This is a genomic window from Streptomonospora mangrovi (assembly GCF_027604915.1).
Taxonomy (GTDB): Bacteria; Actinomycetota; Actinomycetes; order Streptosporangiales; family Streptosporangiaceae; genus Streptomonospora; species Streptomonospora mangrovi.
In genome coordinates this window covers 36,989-53,665 of the sequence record NZ_JAJAQC010000010.1, presented here as the reverse complement: position 1 = coordinate 53,665, position 16,677 = coordinate 36,989, and the positions used below count along the sequence as shown (strand labels likewise).

The window sequence follows — 16,677 nt, the reverse complement described above, 5'->3', positions numbered from 1 at the left end:
CACCCCCGCGACCGGCCGGAGGGGCCGGCACCAGGCGAGTCGACGACCCAGCGAAGGATCCCCCAACCGAAGCGAGGTAGCACGGTGAACCCCAGCACCCCCCATCGACCACCCGTACCCCCCGCCCCCTCCGCGCCGCCCGCCCCCGGGGCGCGGCGCGCCCGCCGGGGCCGCTCCCGGTGGGCGGCCGCCGCGCTGGCCGCTGCCCTCGCGGCCGGCCTGGTCGCGGCGGTGCCCGGCGCGGCCTCGGCCGACACCGGCACGTTCCGCGACCCCGACCTGCCGCTGGACACCCGGGTGGAGGACCTGCTCGGCCGCCTCACCCGCGACGAGAAGGTCGCCATGCTGCACCAGTACCAGCCGGCGGTCCCCCGGCTGGACATCGGCCCGTTCCGCACCGGCACTGAGGCGCTGCACGGGGTCGCCTGGCTGGGCGAGGCCACCGTGTTCCCGCAGTCGGTGGGCCTGGGCGGCACCTGGGACCCCGAGCTGGTGGAGCGCGTGGGCGAGGCCACCGGCACCGAGATGCGCGGGTTCCACGTGCAGGACCCCGCCGCCCACGGGCTCAACGTGTGGGCGCCGGTGGCCGACCCGCTGCGCGACCCCCGCTGGGGCCGCAACGAGGAGGGCTACTCCGAGGACCCCACCCTCGTCGGGGAGATGGCCACGGCCTACACCGGCGGGCTGCGCGGCGACGACGACTTCTACCTGCGGACGGCGCCGACACTGAAGCACTTCGCCGCCTACAACATCGAGGCCGACCGCGACCGGGTGTCGGTGACCGTGCCGCCGCGCGCGCTGCACGAGTACGTCTACCCGGCGTTTCGCCCGGCGATCGCGGCGGGCAACGCCACCGGGGTGATGGCCGCCTACAACCTGGTCAACGGGCGGCCGGCGCACGTGACGCCGCTGCTGGAGGACGTGCGGTCGTGGAGCGAGGACGACCTGATGGTCGTCAGCGACGCCTACGGCCCCTCCAACGTCGCCAACAGCCAGGGCTACTACGCCACCCACGCCGAGTCGCACGCGGCGATGCTGCGGGCCGGCATCGACAGCTACACCGACCAGGACGCCAACCCCTCGCTCACCGTCGGCGCGGTGACCGAGGCGCTGGAGGACGGGCTGATCACCGAGGCCGACGTCGACCGGGCGGTGGGCCACAGCCTGTCGGTGCGGTTCCGGCTGGGCGAGTTCGACCCGCCTGAGCGCAACCCCTACTCCGGTATCACCCCCGAGGTCATCGACTCGCCGAAGCACCGGAAGCTGGCGCGCGAGGCCGCGCTGGCGCAGATGACGCTGCTGAAGAACGACGGCGCGCTGCCGCTGGACCCGGAGTCCGACACCGAGGTGGCCGTGGTCGGGCCGCTGGCCGACACCCTGTACGAGGACTGGTACAGCGGCACGATGCCCTATGAGGTCACCCCCGCCGACGGGATCGCCGAGCGGCTGGGCGAGGGCGGCTCGGTGGCCACGGCCGAGGGCGCCGACCGCGTCACGCTGACCACCGCCGACGGCCGGGCGGTCACCGCCTCGGCCGAGCCCGGGGGCGGGGTGCTGCGCGCGAGTGAGGCCGGCGAGGGCGGCGAGGCCGACGAGGACGCCCGCGCCATCAGCGTGTTCGAGTGGGGCGAGGGCGTGGTGACCCTGCGCACCGAGGCCAACGGCAGGGTCGTGGGCCTGGGCGAGGGCAACCGGCTCTACAACGACCAGGAGCAGCCCAACGGCTGGTTCGTGCAGCAGTTGTTCCGCATGGAGGAGGTCGGCGGCGGCGAGGTCGTGCTGAAGTACGCCGGCTACGACACCTGGAACCAGAAGTACGTGTCGATCGGCGCCGACGGCGCGCTCACCGTCGACGCCGACACCGCCGAGGACGCGGCGCGCTTCCGGGTGGACACCCTGGTCAGCGGCACCGACGCGGCCGTGGAGGCGGTGTCGGGCGCCGACGCGGCGGTCGTGGTGGTGGGCAACATGCCCTTCATCAACGCCCGCGAGACCGACGACCGCGAGAGCATCGAACTGCCCCAGGCGCAGCGGGAGCTGGTGGAGGCCGTCACCGAGGCCAACCCCGACACCGTGGTGGTGCTGGAGTCCAGCTACCCGCAGGCGGTGCCCTGGGCGCAGGAGAACGTTCCGGCGCTGCTGTGGACCTCCCACGCCGGGCAGGAGACCGGCAGCGCGCTGGCGGCGGTGCTGTTCGGCGACCACAACCCGGCCGGTCGGCTGCCGCAGACCTGGTACCGCTCCACCGGCGACCTGCCCGACATGCACGACTACGACATCATCCACTCCGGGCACACCTACCAGTACTTCGAGGGCGACCCGCTCTACGCGTTCGGGCACGGGCTGTCCTACTCGGAGTTCGAGTACGGCAAGCCGCGCCTGGACCGCCGCCGGATCGGGGCGGAGGGCACGGTGACGGTGCGGGTGCCGGTGACCAACACCGGCGAGCGCGACGGCGACGAGGTGGTGCAGCTCTACACCCACCAGGAGCGGTCGCGGGTGGCGCAGCCGATCCGGGAGCTGCGCGACTTCGAGCGGGTGCACGTGGCGGCCGGTGAGACGGTGACGGTGGAACTGGAGATCGACGCCGCCGACCTGGCGTTCTGGGACGTCACCCGGGGCCGCGAGGTGGTGGAGACGGCCCGCCACGAGGTGCTGGTCGGCTCGTCCTCCGCCGATATCCGGCGCCGCACCCACATCGACGTGAAGGGCGAGCGCATCCCGTCCCGCGACCTGACCGAGACCACGCGGGCCGCCGACTTCGACCGCTACTCGGGCATCACGATCATGGACGAGACCAAGGCCGACGGGATGACCGTGGAGGGCTCGGCGGGCGACTGGATCTCCTTCGACGCCGCCGCGCTGCCCGCGCGCCTGAACGGATTCACCGCCCAGACCGCCCGCGCCCAGGAGGGCGCCGCGGCCCTGGAGATCCGCCTCGGCTCCCCACAGGGCCGCCTCCTGGGCACCGCCGAGGTCCCCTCGACCGGCGGAAAGTACACCTACGAGGAGGTCACGACCGCTCTCACCCGCCCCGGCCGCCCAACCGGCGACGTCTACCTCGTGTTCACCGGCGACCTCCGCATCAGCGAGTTCACCCTGACCAAGCGCTAACCCGGACCCCGCAAAGACAGGCGAGGGCGCCCACGAGAGGGGGGCGCCCTCGCCGCTACGGCTCCGCACGTTGCCGCCGGATCCACTCCGTGGGGTCTTCACCGTCCGTCCACCAGGGGGCGATCCCAGCGATCTGGTAGACGGACATGACAGGACGGTCGCCAGTCGTGGCGGCAGGTGCGTCCTGCCCCTGCCCGTGATCCGCCTCAGTGCCGTCCGGCGGAGAGGAGCGTTCTTTCATGACGGCTGCTTGCCCGTCCCGTTGCAGAGGGGGCAGGGGACCGAAACCACGGTTCCGTCCCGGGACTCCTGGATGGTTTTCCGGCCATGGCAGCCCACGCAGTTGACCTCCTTGCGGTGACCGGTCATGCGTACTCCTTGATTCGGTTGTCAGGTGTGTCGAGCCAGAGGTGCTGGCCGTCGGGGGACACGGCCACGCCGAAGCGGTCGGCTGCCGGGCGGCCCAGGGAGCGCCAGGTCTGGTAGGCGTCCTCCAGTTCACGCCACAGCCGCCGGTCGCCGATCTCGATCGCCTCGGAGTCGGCGGACTCGGTGGCGGCCACCGCCGTGGCATAGGAGCCGCTGACCGGGTCGCGCAGGCCGAGGCGGTCGGAACCGGGGTACAGGCCGTCCACGACCACGCCCGGCAGGAGACCCGCGAGGGCGACCGCCAGACCGCGCCCGGCGCCGATGATCTCGCCGGGGTCGACGCGCGCCGCGACGTCGCGGCGGTCGCCGACAGGCTGCGGCAGGGCGAACCGCTGTGCGCGCAGCATCATGAACGCGGCGTCGCCGCTCAGCCGGCCGACCGCTTGGTCGCCCTCCACCGTGAGCGCGAGCCGGTGGCCCGCGATGTGGTTGGGCGCCCACGGGAGGGCGATCACGCCGCCCGTCCGGGTCTGGCGCACCCAGGCGTAGGGGACCTCGCGGATACCGCAGGTGACGTGGACGCGGTCGTAGGGCGCCCCGGCCGGGTCGCCCAGCAGGCCGTCGCCGGTCCGCAGGACGGGTGCGAAGCCGGCCCGGTGGAGGTTGGCCGCCGCCTGCTCCGCCACCCGGGGATCGACCTCGACGGAGGTGACGTTCGCCGCGCCGAGGCGGGCGGACAGCAGGGCGGCGGTCCACCCGGTGCCCGTGCCCACTTCCAGGACCCGGTCCCCCGGAGCCGCGCCCAGCAGGCCCAGGAAGGCCGCGACGAGACTGGGCGCGGTGGTGGAACTGGAGGGCGCGGCGGTGGCGGCGGATTCCGGGGTCAGCGGCACGGCACCGTCGGCGACCTGGGTCAGGATCGTGGTGTCGCTGTAGACCGCCCCGGCCCACCGCCGGGGATCGGCGGCCCGGTCGATCCAGTAGCCCGGTGAGTGGTCCATGGGGGTGGCCCACGCGGTCTCGGGAACGAAGTCCGCTCGGGGTACGGCGGCCATGGCCGCGCCCCACGCGGGGTCGTCGGCCAGCGGCCGCAGCGCCTCAGGCCCGACCACGGGGTCGGAGTCAGTCGGAACCATGCCTTTGACCATAGCCGGGAGGTACCCCGCGGCTACTTACTGTTAACTTTCAGATCAGGCTCACACCGGACGGGCGGTGTAGTGGAGGAAGACCATGCCTTCGGGGAAGCGGCGTTCGGCCTGGAGGGTGAGGTCGAGGTGGACGTCGTCGGGGAACGCGCGGAGGCCGCCGCCGACGATGGCGGGGGCGATGTAGAGGTGGCACTCGTCCACCAGGCCCGCCCGGAACGCGTGGGCGGCCAGGGTGGGGCCGGAGACCGACACGTCGCGCGTCGCGTTCTCCTTGAGGCGGCGGACCGCCTCGGGGTCGAAGACCGGCTCGACGCGGGTGCGGCGGGTCGCGGTCTGGTCGAGGGTGGTGGAGTAGACGACCTTGTCGGCCTCGCGCCACAGCTCGGCGAAGTCGCGCATCTCGGGCGACTGCTCGGCCAGTGAGGGGTCGGTCTCCCAGACGGCCATCGACTCGTACATGCGGCGGCCGTAGAGGTAGGTGCCGATCGGCCGCTCGCGGTCGTTGATGAAGGCGTGCGCCTCGGGGTCGGGTTCGGCCCAGGGGAACTCGCCCCGGGCGTCGGCGACGTACCCGTCCAGCGAGGCGATTATCGCGTAGATCAGACTGGCCATGCGGAGCCTTCCCTCACGGTGCCACCGCGGCGGTCCACCCCCGCCGTCCGGCCGCGGCCCCGCCCCGATCCCGGTCAGCGTACGGCCCCGCCCGCCCTCGCGGCCAGCCCCGCCCCGGCGCGCCCCGCACCGGCGCCGCACCCCCTCCGGACTCCCGTGCCCGGACACGGGGATGGCCCGGGAAGGAGGCGCGGATGGCTTTCCGCGCGTTCCGTCCCGGGCCGGTCCGTGGGGAGGTCCCACCCCTGGTGGCCGGTGTGCCGTGGGGGCCTCCCCGGGCTGGGGATGTGCCGTGCCCGCCGGGCTAGGCGAGGCGGTTGAGCAGGGCGTTGTACTCGTCCCACAGCTCGTCGGGCAACTGGTCGCCGAAGGTCTTGAAGAACTCGGGGATCAGCGACGCCTCCTCGCGCCAGGTCTCCTTGTCGACCGTCAGCAGGAACTCCAGGTCCTCGCGGGAGATGTCCAGACCCGTGGTGTCCAGCGCCTCCGGCTTGGGGACGCTGCCGATCGGGGTGCGCTCGGCCTCGGCGGTGCCGTTGAGGCGCTCCACGATCCACTTGATGACGCGGCTGTTCTCACCGAAGCCCGGCCACACGATCCGGCCCTGGTCGTCCTTGCGGAACCAGTTGACGTAGAAGATCCGGGGCAGTTTCGCCGGGTCGGTCTTGCGGCCGATCTCCAGCCAGTGGCCGAAGTAGTCGCCCATGTTGTAGCCGCAGAACGGCAGCATCGCGAACGGGTCGCGGCGCAGTTCGCCGACCGTGCCCTCGGCGGCGGCGGTCTTCTCCGAGGCGACGTTGGCGCCGAGGAAGACGCCGTGCTGCCAGTCGAAGGACTCGTTGACCAGGGGCACCGCCGTGGCGCGCCGGCCGCCGAACAGGATGGCCGAGATCGGCACCCCCGCCGGGTCCTCCCACTCCGGGGCGATCGTCGGCGCTTGGCTGGCCGGGGTGGTGAAGCGGGCGTTGGGGTGGGCGGCCGGCTCGGCGGAGTCCGGGGTCCAGTCGCGGCCCTTCCAGTCGGTCAGGTGCGCGGGCGGCTCCTCGGTGAGGCCCTCCCACCACACGTCGCCGTCGTCGGTGAGGGCGACGTTGGTGAAGATGCTGTTGCCCCACAGCGCCTTGACCGCGTTGAGGTTGGTGGCCTCGCCGGTGCCCGGGGCGACCCCGAAGAAACCGGCCTCGGGGTTGATGGCGCGCAGCCGGCCCTCGTCGTCGAAGCGCATCCACGCGATGTCGTCGCCGACCGTCTCGACCTTCCAGCCGGGGATGGTGGGCGCCAGCATGGCCAGGTTGGTCTTGCCGCACGCGCTGGGGAACGCCGCCGCGATGTAGCGCGGCTCTCCCTGCGGCGGGGTGACCTTGAGGATGAGCATGTGCTCGGCCATCCAGCCCTCGTCGCGCGCCATCACCGAGGCGATGCGCAGCGCGTAGCACTTCTTGCCGAGCAGGGCGTTGCCGCCGTAGCCCGAGCCGTAGGACCAGATCTCCCGCGTCTCGGGGAAGTGCGAGATGTACTTGGTGGTGTTGCAGGGCCACGGCACGTCGGCCTGGCCCGGCTCCAGCGGCGCGCCCACCGAGTGGACGGCCTTCACGAACGAGCCGCGCTCCTCGATGAGGCGCAGGGCCGGGGTGCCCATGCGGGCCATAATCCGCATCGAGACCACCACGTAGGGCGAGTCGGTGATCTCGACGCCGAGCTGGGAGATCTCGCCGCCCAGCGGACCCATGCAGAACGGCACCACGTACATGGTGCGCCCGCGCATGCACCCGGCGAAGACGTCGGCGAAGGTCGCGCGCATCTCGGCCGGGTCGATCCAGTTGTTGGTGGGTCCGGCGTCCTGCTCACGCTCCGAGCAGATGAACGTGCGGTCCTCGACACGGGCGACGTCGCTCGGGTCGGACCGGCAGTAGAAGCTGTTGGGCCGCAGTTCCGGGTTGAGCCGAACGAACGTGCCCTGCTCTACCAATTGGCCGGTGAGCTGCTCCCACTCGGCCTCCGAACCGTCGCACCACACGACCTGGTCGGGCCGTGTGAGGTCCGCGACCTCGCGGACCCAGTCGATCAACTCCTTGTGGCCAGTTGGGACCATGCCCAGGCCAGGCACCTGTTCCGACACAGCGGCTCCTTTGTCTACGTCAAGCCGAATCATCGCCGACGCCCGGGGAAAGAGCCAGTTGGTCTGGACAACAGGTGTGGACCAATGGTCTATTTTCGCGCGACGCGCCGGGCGTTTCCGGGATTACGCCTTGTCAGCGGCGGGTGCGGTGGAGGGCGGCGCGCGCGGTGGGGCACTGGACCACGCGTCCGGACGGGGGGTCGGGGCGCGAAGCCGGAGTTCCGGGTCGGGGCGGCGGCCGCACGGTCCGGCGCGGGTGCGGTCAGCACGCCGACCGGCGCCCGACGCCCATCATCTGCGCAGGTCAGAGCCCATGGCAACGGGCGCGCCGGGCGCCCGCGCCGAGCGGTTCGGGCGGGGTTCACCGGACCGACAGCGGGTGTTCACGCACGCCGACCAGCGGCGTCGCGGCGCGGCCGTGACGCGGCGCGCACGCACCGCATGATTCGTGTCACACCAGTGGTCGACCCGGCCCCGCGTCGGCCCGCCGGCCCGCGCTGACCCGGCTAGCCCTGGGGGAACTCGACGTAGCCGCCGGTGCCCTCGGGGCTGGGGTGGGGCAGCACCTCCGAGCGGGTGCCCTGGGGCCCCACCGCGAACCACACGCCGTCGGCGCCCTGGCCGTTGACGTCGCCGGGGTCGACGTCGCCGGAGAACCGGTACAGCGGCCAGCCCGCCAGCGTGAGCTGCGTGCCGCCCTCGGGCCGCTGGTAGGAGTCCACCAGGGAGGCGTCGATGCCCTCGGTGGTGACCTCGCCCTCGGCCGTCGCCGGCGGCCACTGCTCGGCGCAGTCGGCCGTGCACGTCGACACGGTGGGGTTGGCGCTGTCGGCGGTGGAGACGTAGAGCGTGTAGCCGTCGGCGTCGGTGACGACCGGCCCGGCCTGGGTGTCCTCGGCGACGCTGAGCGTGGCCGACACCCCCTCGCCCGGCTCGGTCTCGCCGGGCCGGTCGCCGTAGCCGCCCGGGCTGCCCTCGTCGGGGGTACAGCCCACGGTGGTCAGCAGCGCGGCGGCGCCGCCGGCCAGGTACAGCCGCATCGTCCTGGGAGCGTCCACGGGTGGCCTTCCTTCCTCGCCGTGCGGGTGCGCCGCCGCGTCGGAAGGGGCCGCGCCCCGGCGGGCGCGGCCGGCGCGCGGCGGCGGACCGGGGTCCGGGCGGCGCGCGGCGGTGCGGCGGTGCGGCGGAAACGCCGTCAATTGAAACCCACCGGGGTGCTGACCGGCCGCAACCGCGCCGAGGCGTGTCCCGATCGTCACCGAACGTACCGGTTGCGCGCGCCCGCGCGGGCCGGTTCGCGGATTCTCCCGGGTTCGGGACGGCCCCGGCGCGGCGTTGCGGCCGGTCCCCTACCGCTCCCGCTCCCCCAGGTAGGGCCGCAGCTCCTGCCGGGCGATCGAGCGCAGGTGCACCTCGTCGGGGCCGTCGGCCAGCCGCAGCGTCCGGTTGGCCGCGAACAGCCGCGCCAGCGGGAAGTCGTCGGAGACCCCGGCGCCGCCGTGGACCTGGATCGCGTCGTCCAGCACCCGCTCGGCCATGCGCGGCACCACCGCCTTGATGGCCGATATCTCGGTGCGGGCCGCCCGGTTGCCGACGGTGTCCATCAGCCACGCCGTCTTCAGCACCAGCAGCCGGGCCTGCTCGATGGCCACCCGCGCCTGGGCGATGCGCTCGCGCACCACGCCCTGCTCGGCCAGCGGCCGGCCGAACGCCACCCGCTCGGCGGCGCGCCGGCACATCAGCTCCAGCGCCAGTTCGGCCACGCCGATGGTGCGCATGCAGTGGTGGATGCGGCCCGGACCCAGCCGCTCCTGGGCGATGCGGAACCCCTCGCCCTCGCCGAGCAGGATGTTGGCCCGGGGCACCCGGACGTCGGTGAACACGACCTCGGCGTGGCCGCCCTTGGTGCCGTCGGCGTAGCCGAACACCGGCAGGCCGCGCTTGACGTCCACGCCGGGGGTGTCGCGGGGCACCAGCACCATGCTCTGCCGCCGGTAGGGCGCGGCGCCGGGGTCGGTCACGCCCATGACGATGAGCAGCCGGCAGTCGGGGCTGAGCGCGCCGGAGGTCCACCACTTGCGGCCGTTGAGCACGTAGTCGTCGCCGTCGGCGCGGATCCGCAGCCGGATGTTGGCGGCGTCGGAGGAGGCGACGTCGGGCTCGGTCATGCAGAACGCCGACCGGATCTCGGCGTTGAGCAGCGGCACCAGCCACCGCTCACGCTGCTCGGGGGTGCCGAACATGGCCAGGATCTCCATGTTGCCGGTGTCGGGCGCGGCGCAGTTGAGCGCGATGGGCGCCAGCCCCGGCGAGCGCCCGGTCAGCTCGGCCAGCGGCGCGTACTGGAGGTTGGTCAGGCCGGCGCCGTACTCGGGGTGGGGCAGGAACAGGTTCCACAGGCCGCGCTCGCGCGCCTCGGCTTGCAGCTCCTTGACCACCGGCGGGGTGGACCAGGGGTCGGCGCGCTCGGCGGTCTGCCGGGCGTAGACGGGTTCGGCGGGGAGGACCTTCTCGTCCAGGAAGGCCCGCAGCCGGTCCAGGTGGTCGCGGGTGACGTCGTCGTAGGTGAAGTCCATGGCCGTCCCTCAACTCCTCTCGGCCGCGCCGGCCGCCCCGGTACCGCTCCGCGGCGCCGCGCCGCGGATCCGCGCCCACGCCTTGCGCATGCCGCCGATCCAGCGGTCGCGGTCGTTGGCGCGGTTGCGCTCGTAGTCGGCCGCCTCGGGGTGCGGCAGGATCAGGAACCGGCCGTCGTGCAGGGCGGCCACCACCGACTCCGCGACGTCCTCGGGCTCGATGTAGTCGCCGCCCAGCCGGGTGGCCGAGGTGCCGTCGTCGCCGGCCGTCATGGCGGTGTTGACGCCCTGCGGGCACAGGCACGACACCCCGATCCCGTCGTCGGCGTGGCGGATCGCCAGCCACTCGGCCAGCGCGACCGCGCCGTGCTTGGTCGCCGAGTAGGGGGCGGAGTCGAGCTGGGTGAGCAGCCCGGCGGCCGAGGCCGTGATGAGCAGGTGGCCGCGCCCGCGCTCGGCCATGCGCGGAAACAGCGCCCGCACCGCGTAGACGTGGGCCAGCACGTGCACCCGCCACGAGACGTCCCAGTCGGCGTCGTCGCCCAGGCCGCGCCCGGCCGCGATCCCGGCGTTGGAGCACCACAGGTCGATCGGCCCGTGCTCCACCTCGATCCGCTCCACGGCCGCGCGCACCGCCGCCTCGTCGGAGACGTCGAGGGCCAGGGGGTGGGCGCGCCCGCCCAGCCGCGCCGCCGTCTCGGCGACGCGGTCGGGGTCGAGGTCGCTGACCACCACGCGGGCGGCGCCTTCGCGCAGCAGGCGCTCGGCGAGCGCCCGCCCGATCCCGCCGGCGGCTCCGGTGACGACGGCCGTCGTCCCGGGGATGGAGAACGGTTCGGGCATGGGGGCTCCTCTGCGTGGGGGGTGGGGGCGGGGGCGTCGCGAAGGGCTGGGACGGGCGGTGGGCCGGGGAGGCGGGGCCGCGTGCCCGGGGCGCGCGGGTCAGGGGGTGAAGACGAGCCGGCCCACGGTGCGGCCCTCGGCCAGCCGCTGGACGCCCTCGGCCAGGTCGGCGGCCGACAGCCGCTCGCTGACCAGCGGCTTGACCAGGCCCTGGTCGGCGAGTTCGGTGAGGCGGTCGTGCGCCTCGGCCACCGCCTCGGGCGCCCGCTGCCGGTACAGGCCCCAGTGCAGGCCCAGGATGGAGTAGTTCTTGATCAGCGCGTGGTTGAGGCCGGGCGTGGGGATGGTGCCGCTGGCGAACCCGATCACCACGATGCGGCCCTCGAAGGCCACGCACTTGGTGGAGCGCGCGTAGGACTCGCCACCCACGGGGTCGAACACCACGTCGGCGCCCCGGCCCCCGGTCAGCTCCTTGACCACGGCCACGAAGTCCTCGGTGTGGCGGTCCACGACCACGTCGGCGCCCAGCGCGGTGGCGGTGGCGGCCTTGTCCGGTCCACCGACCACGCCCACCACGCGGGCGCCTGCGGCCTTGGCCAACTGCACGGCGGCGCTGCCCACCCCGCCGGCGGCGGCGTGCACGAGCACGGTCTCGCCGGCGCGCAGGCCCGCGCGGCGGTGCAGCGCGAACCAGCCGGTCTGGTAGCCGATGTAGAGCGAGGCGGCCTCGTCGTCGCCGAGCGAGGCGGGCGCGGGGAACACGCCGTCGGCGCTCATGAGCGCGTAGTCGGCGAAGGCGCCGGCGGGCAGGTCGGCGCCGCCGAGCACGCGGGCGCCCGGATCGATCCCGGTGACGCCCTCCCCGGTCTCGGCGACCTCGCCGCACAGCTCCACCCCGGGCGTGAACGGCAGCGGCGGGCGGGTTTGGTACATCCCCCGGCACAGCAGCGCGTCGGGGAAGTTCACGGCGGCGGCGCGCACCCGCACCAGCACCTGCCCGGGTCCCGGGCGCGGCACCTCGGTCTCCTCAAGCCGCAGCACGTCCCTGGGCTCGCCGTTCTCGTGCACGCGCAGCGCTTTCACCGGCCGCCTCCCGACTTGGATACCAACTGGTCGGTCCGAGTGAATCGCGGCCCGGCACCGCCCGTCAAGTGCCGCCCGCCCCGGGGCGGCCCGGCCGCGCCTCAGCGCACCACGGCGACCGGGCCGTGCGCGCCGTGCAGCACCGACTGGCTGACCGAGCCCAGCATCAGGCCGCGGAACCCGCCCCGGCCGCGCGAGCCCACCACGATCAGGTCGGCCGGGGTGCTCTCCTCCAGCAGCGCCACCACGGGGTGGGCGCGCACCGTGCGCAGGTCCACGGAGACGTCGGGGTAGGTGTCGCGGAACTCCGCCAGCTCGGCCTCGGCGGTGCGCCGGGCCGTGGCCTCGACCGCGTCGTCGTCAAACGCCTCGGGCGGCACCGGACCCATGGCGGACACGAACGCGGCCATCGGCTGCCAGGCGCACACCGCGACCAGGTCACTCTTGGTCCACGACGCCTGGGCGAACGCGAACTCCACGGCCCGGCGGCTGGACTCCGAGCCGTCGACGCCGGCGATGATGCGGCCGGCGACCCCATAGGCCGCCTCGTGCTTCTTGGGCAGCACCACCACCGGCACCGGGGAGTTGGCGGCCAACTCGATGCCCACCGACCCCACGAACGCCGACGCCAGCCCGCTCAGCCCGCGCGAGCCCACCACCACGGCGGTGCACTCGGGCCGCGCGGCCTCCTCCAGCAGCGCGTCGGCGGCGCGCGCCCGGGGCATGCTGGTGCGCACGGGGAGTTCGGGGAACAGGCGCACGATCCAGTCGCGCGCGTAGTCGAGGAGGGCCTGGGCGTCGCGCTCGCGGTCGGTCACCTGCTCCTCGCCGCCCGGCACGACCTCGCGGAAGGGGCCGGCGGCCTCGGAGGCGCCCACGGCGGTGACGATGCTCAGCCCCCTGCCGCGCAGGGTCGCCTGGTTGGCCGACCACTCCAGCGCGTAGCGGCTGGAGTCCGAGCCGTCGACGCCGACCACGATCCAGCGGGTCTCCTCGGGCGTGCCGTTCATGTGCGCTGCTCCTCTCGTGCCGGCGGCCGCGCGGGCGCCGCCGGCCCCGGCCCGGGGTGCCGGGTTGGCACTTCCACGGCGGCGCCGGGCCCGCGCGGGCGCGGTCCCGCGGATCCGCCGCCGCGGCCCGTTCGCCCCCGTCCGCCGGGGGCGGCGAGCCGATTCTCACCCCGGCCTTACCCCAGGTGGCACCGCGTATGCCGGACCGGGCGGCACTATGGCCGAACAGACAGCCGGCGGCCGCGCCCGGCAGGGGTCGGGCGGGCGCTGGCGTGGGTGGTGTGGGCGTTCGGCCCTTTCCGGGCGGTGAACGCCAGACGTCCGCACCGTAGCCCGGCCCGCTTCGCCGTTCCCGCCGAAGCGAAGCCGGTGCGACCAACCTCCGTGGCCGGTACACCTAGCTAGGCGGTGCTCCCACGGTCCCCGCCGGAGTGCAGGCGGTCGAGCAGGTCGACCGCGGCGTTCATGTAGTCGCTGATCCAGCGGTCGTGGATGCGCTTGATCGGCAACGGCGCGAGCGACAGGTGGCGCTCCCGCCCCACCCTGCGCCCGGTGACCAGTTCGGCGCGCTCCAGCACCCGCAGGTGTTGCAGCACCGTCGTGCGGTCCAGATCCGGCAGGAGCGCGCAGAGCGATCCGGTGGTGTGGGTGCCCGCTTTGAGCGCGTCGAGCATCCGGCGGCGCACCGGCGAGGCCAGCGCTTTGAACACCCGATCGTCATCGGAGTCCTTGTCGCCATCAGGATTCATGTTGTAATTTTACAACATGAATCCTGATGGCGTCCTTACCGAGCTCTCGTTCACCGTGTCCGGCCGCGTGGCGCGGCCCCGCGCCGAGGTGTACGAGGCCGTGGCCGACCCCGAGCAGCTCTCCCGATACTTCGCCACCGGTGGGGCCCGAGGGCGGCTGAAGGCCGGCGAGCAGGTCGCATGGGACTTCGCCGAATACCCCGGCGCCTTCCCCGTCACGGTGGTCGATGACGACCCGCCCCGCCGGATCGTCATCGAGTGGGGCGGCGAGGCCACGACCGGCGCCGGCGGCACCACGCGGACGGTCTTCGAGTTCACGTCGATCGACGCCGATACGCGGACCCTGGTCACGATCACCGAGACGTCCTGGCGGCCGACCCCCGACGGCGCCCGGGCCGCGTTCGGCAATTGCGAGGGGTGGACCGGCATGCTCGCCGCGCTCAAGGCCTGGCTGGAGCACGGCATCGACCTGCGCGAGGGGTTCTACCGGTGAGCGTCGAACACACCTGGCCTCCCGTCGTCGACCGCGCCACGTGGAACGACGCCAGAGGTGTGCTGCTCCAGCAGGAGAAGGCCCTGACGCGGATGAAGGACGCGATCAGCGCGGCGCGCCGGCGGATGCCCATGGTCGAGGTGCGCGCGGACTACGCGTTCGACGGCCCGGAGGGGACCGCCACACTGCTCGACCTCTTCGGCGGGCATCCCCAGCTCATCGTCCAGCACTTCATGTTCGCGCCTGACTGGGCGGAGGGATGCGACGGGTGCTCGATGATGGCGGAGCACATCGGCCCGCTCTCCCACCTGCATGCCCGGCGGACCGCGTTCGCGCTCACCTCCCGCGCCCCGGTGGACCGCCTGTACGCCTTCCGCGACCGCATGGGATGGCGCCTGCCGTGGTACTCGACTGTCGGCGAGGCGTTCAACGCGGACTTCGGAGCGACCGTCGACGGCGAGGAGCGCCAAGCGGTCAGCGTGTTCCTGCGCCGGGGCGATCGCGTATTCCACACCTGGTCGACCCACGCGCGCGGGGAAGAACCCTTCATGCTGGTCTTCGACCTGCTCGACCTCACCCCCTTCGGTCGCCAGGAGGACTGGGAGAACTCCCCGGCCGGGGTACCCCAGGAGCCGGCGTACTCCTGGATGCGGCTCAGCGACGACTACGGCGCCCCCGAGCACCCGTGCACCTGCCGCGACTCCTCCCCGTAGGCGACCGCCCGGCCGGGTGCCGGACCGCACTCGTCGGACGCGGACACCCGCAGCGGACCGGCGTACCCGGCGGCACCGCGCACGGGCGCGGGGCCGCCGGCGGAGCGCGGGCGGGCGCCCGGTACCCCGGGCACCCGCGCGGCAGGGGGCGCTAGGCCCGGTAGTGGAGGATGCCCCAGGTCAGGGCGCCCGAGCGGCCGCCGTTGACCCAGTTGCGCAGGCCGGTCTTCATGTGCTCCAGGTACTCGGAGCTGATCTGCCCGCCCAGTTCGGCCTCGCGGCGCTCGGTCTCGGCCAGGACCCGGCCGTAGTGGACGGGCAACTGCTCGTGGAGGTCGTCGAACTCCACGCGGACCATGCCCAGGCGGGCGGCCTCGCGGTCGTAGAACTCCGGGGTGCCCATGGTGTCCAGGTGCAGCCGCCGCAGGATCGGCCGCAACTCCTCGAACGAGGCGCCCTCGGTGGCCATGGGGTCGGTGAACACGAAGTCGCCGCCGCGCCGCAGCACCCGCGCCACCTCCTCCATCACCCGGGTGCGGTCGCCGCTGTGCAGCAGGGCGTCCTGCGACCACACCACGTCGAAGGAGTTGTCCTGGAGCGGGATGTCCTCGAACGAGCCGTCGACCACGTCCACGAGGTGGTCGAGGCCGGCCGCGCGGGTCATCTCGCGGTTGCGCTCGTTCTCGACCTCGCTGAGGTTGAGGCAGGTGACGCGGCAGCCGTGGGTGCGGGCCAGGAACCGGGCCGAGCCGCCGTAGCCCGAGCCGATGTCGAGGACCCGCGTGCGCGGCGTGATCTCCAGCTTGCCCGCCATCCGCTCCACGGTGCGGCGGCTGGCCTCGGCGATGTCGTCGTCGCCGGCCTCGCCGTACAGCCCGATGTGGATGTCGGTGCCGCCCCACACGCTGTGGTAGAAGGTGTCGGCGTCGCTGGAGTTGTAGTAGTCCCGCGCCGTCTGCACCGCCGCGGAGTAGCCGTCGGCGGGCCGGTCGTCGCCCCGGTACTCCTTCTCGGCGATGTGGATGAAGAAGTCCGGCTCGTCGGCCTGGTAGGTCTCCTGGAAGTCGCCGTAGGTGTCGACCCGCTGGAACCCGACCTCCCGCATGAGCCGCCGCACGTAGTTCTTGCGCAGCGGAAACATGTTCAGGTGGTACTCGGATTCGTCGGGGAACCGGTAGACGAACCGCGCCAGGCCCTCGTCGACGTGCTCGGGCTCGGCCGAGACCTCCTCGCCGCAGTAGTAGTAGGTGTGCTTGTTGCCGTACTTGCCGTCCAGCAGGGCGTCGTAGTTGCGCTGGTCCAGGATCAGCACGCCGTCGTGCTTGAGCATCGCGTAGAACTCGGCCAGCGCCTTGCGCCGGTCGCGCTCGGAGAACAGGTGGGTGAAGGAGTTGCCCAGGCAGATGATGGCGTCGTAGGTGCCGTGGACGTCGCGGTTGAGGAACCGCCAGTCGGCCTGCACGATGCGCAGGATGTGCCCGCCGTAGGTCTGGCCGTTGCTGAACGCCTTGGCCAGCATCTCGGCGCTGCCGTCGGCGCTGACGGTCTCGAAGCCCTCCTCCAGCAGGCGGACCGAGTGGAACCCGGTCCCGGTGGCCACATCGAGGACCTTGCGGACCCCGCGCGCCTTGAGCTGGTCGATGAAGAAGCGGCCCTCGCTGGCCGAACGCTTCTTCCAGTCGATCAGCTCGTCCCACTTCTCAACGAACCCGGTCACGTATTCGGCTTTGTAGTGGTCGGTGTCGCGAACGGCCAGCGGGTCATCACCGAAACGCTGCTGATCCTGTCCCTTAATTGTCCGACTCCTCACACTCGAAAAACCCTCTAGTTGGACACACACGACGCCGA

The 16,677-nt window shown here is 73.2% G+C and carries 13 protein-coding genes; 3 read left to right on the top strand and 10 right to left on the bottom strand.

Annotation, left to right across the window (positions count from 1 at the left end):
* The first annotated feature begins 84 nt into the window (after positions 1 to 84).
* Positions 85 to 3,114 carry a glycoside hydrolase family 3 protein gene (locus LG943_RS08245; protein ID WP_270071614.1) on the top strand — a complete coding sequence of 1,010 codons (3,030 nt, stop codon included), beginning with the start codon at positions 85 to 87 and terminating at the stop codon, positions 3,112 to 3,114.
* Positions 3,115 to 3,479: 365 nt separating this feature from the next.
* Here LG943_RS08245 and LG943_RS08240 read toward each other — a convergent pair whose 3' ends face one another.
* The 9 genes from LG943_RS08240 to LG943_RS08200 form a co-directional block, all read right to left on the bottom strand.
* Positions 3,480 to 4,619: a methyltransferase domain-containing protein gene (locus tag LG943_RS08240; RefSeq protein WP_270071613.1), complete on the bottom strand. Its 1,140-nt coding sequence runs from the start codon at positions 4,617 to 4,619 to the stop codon at positions 3,480 to 3,482.
* A gap of 60 nt (positions 4,620 to 4,679) precedes the next feature.
* The gene (locus LG943_RS08235; RefSeq protein WP_270071612.1) at positions 4,680 to 5,243 is read right to left on the bottom strand and encodes a dihydrofolate reductase family protein; all 564 of its coding nucleotides are present in this window, start codon (positions 5,241 to 5,243) and stop codon (positions 4,680 to 4,682) included.
* A gap of 304 nt (positions 5,244 to 5,547) precedes the next feature.
* On the bottom strand, positions 5,548 to 7,335 hold the full coding sequence (locus LG943_RS08230; RefSeq protein WP_270071718.1) for a phosphoenolpyruvate carboxykinase (GTP): 1,788 nt from the start codon (positions 7,333 to 7,335) through the stop codon (positions 5,548 to 5,550).
* A 533-nt stretch (positions 7,336 to 7,868) separates the two neighbouring features.
* Positions 7,869 to 8,420: a COG4315 family predicted lipoprotein gene (locus LG943_RS08225; RefSeq protein WP_270071611.1), complete on the bottom strand. Its 552-nt coding sequence runs from the start codon at positions 8,418 to 8,420 to the stop codon at positions 7,869 to 7,871.
* A gap of 291 nt (positions 8,421 to 8,711) precedes the next feature.
* A complete protein-coding gene (locus tag LG943_RS08220) occupies positions 8,712 to 9,938 on the bottom strand; it encodes an acyl-CoA dehydrogenase family protein (RefSeq protein ID WP_270071610.1) in 1,227 nt (408 codons plus the stop codon).
* 9 nt (positions 9,939 to 9,947) lie between these two features.
* Complete coding sequence (locus LG943_RS08215; RefSeq protein ID WP_270071609.1) at positions 9,948 to 10,781, bottom strand: SDR family oxidoreductase; 834 nt, start codon at positions 10,779 to 10,781, stop codon at positions 9,948 to 9,950.
* Positions 10,782 to 10,880: 99 nt separating this feature from the next.
* Entirely contained in the window at positions 10,881 to 11,864 is a 984-nt protein-coding gene (locus tag LG943_RS08210) for an NADPH:quinone oxidoreductase family protein (protein WP_270071608.1), read from the bottom strand.
* A gap of 101 nt (positions 11,865 to 11,965) precedes the next feature.
* On the bottom strand, positions 11,966 to 12,874 hold the full coding sequence (locus LG943_RS08205; RefSeq protein ID WP_270071607.1) for a universal stress protein: 909 nt from the start codon (positions 12,872 to 12,874) through the stop codon (positions 11,966 to 11,968).
* Between the two features lie 401 nt (positions 12,875 to 13,275).
* The gene (locus tag LG943_RS08200) at positions 13,276 to 13,623 is read right to left on the bottom strand and encodes an ArsR/SmtB family transcription factor (RefSeq protein WP_270071606.1); all 348 of its coding nucleotides are present in this window, start codon (positions 13,621 to 13,623) and stop codon (positions 13,276 to 13,278) included.
* Positions 13,624 to 13,639: 16 nt separating this feature from the next.
* Here LG943_RS08200 and LG943_RS08195 point away from each other — a divergent pair, with 16 nt between their 5' ends.
* Positions 13,640 to 14,116, top strand: coding sequence for an SRPBCC domain-containing protein (locus LG943_RS08195; protein WP_270071605.1), 477 nt, complete (start codon positions 13,640 to 13,642; stop codon positions 14,114 to 14,116).
* Entirely contained in the window at positions 14,113 to 14,829 is a 717-nt protein-coding gene (locus LG943_RS08190; RefSeq protein ID WP_270071604.1) for a DUF899 domain-containing protein, read from the top strand. Before LG943_RS08195 ends, LG943_RS08190 begins: the two co-directional genes overlap by 4 nt.
* Positions 14,830 to 14,980: 151 nt before the next feature.
* Here the strand turns inward: LG943_RS08190 and LG943_RS08185 are convergent, their stop codons facing one another.
* Positions 14,981 to 16,639 (bottom strand): glycine/sarcosine N-methyltransferase, encoded by a 1,659-nt coding sequence (locus tag LG943_RS08185; RefSeq protein WP_456340055.1) that lies wholly within the window; start codon positions 16,637 to 16,639, stop codon positions 14,981 to 14,983.
* Between the last annotated feature and the right edge of the window lie 38 nt (positions 16,640 to 16,677).

Excerpts from the sequence above, each read along its gene's own strand:
- LG943_RS08240 (WP_270071613.1), bottom strand. The coding sequence starts at position 4,619 with ATGGTTCCGACTGACTCCGACCCCGTGGTCGGGCCTGAGGCGCTGCGG.
- LG943_RS08235 (WP_270071612.1), bottom strand. The coding sequence starts at position 5,243 with ATGGCCAGTCTGATCTACGCGATAATCGCCTCGCTGGACGGGTACGTC.
- LG943_RS08230 (WP_270071718.1), bottom strand. The coding sequence starts at position 7,335 with ATGGTCCCAACTGGCCACAAGGAGTTGATCGACTGGGTCCGCGAGGTC.
- LG943_RS08220 (WP_270071610.1), bottom strand. The coding sequence starts at position 9,938 with ATGGACTTCACCTACGACGACGTCACCCGCGACCACCTGGACCGGCTG.
- LG943_RS08215 (WP_270071609.1), bottom strand. The coding sequence starts at position 10,781 with ATGCCCGAACCGTTCTCCATCCCCGGGACGACGGCCGTCGTCACCGGA.
- LG943_RS08205 (WP_270071607.1), bottom strand. The coding sequence starts at position 12,874 with ATGAACGGCACGCCCGAGGAGACCCGCTGGATCGTGGTCGGCGTCGAC.
- LG943_RS08200 (WP_270071606.1), bottom strand. The coding sequence starts at position 13,623 with ATGAATCCTGATGGCGACAAGGACTCCGATGACGATCGGGTGTTCAAA.
- LG943_RS08195 (WP_270071605.1), top strand. The coding sequence starts at position 13,640 with ATGAATCCTGATGGCGTCCTTACCGAGCTCTCGTTCACCGTGTCCGGC.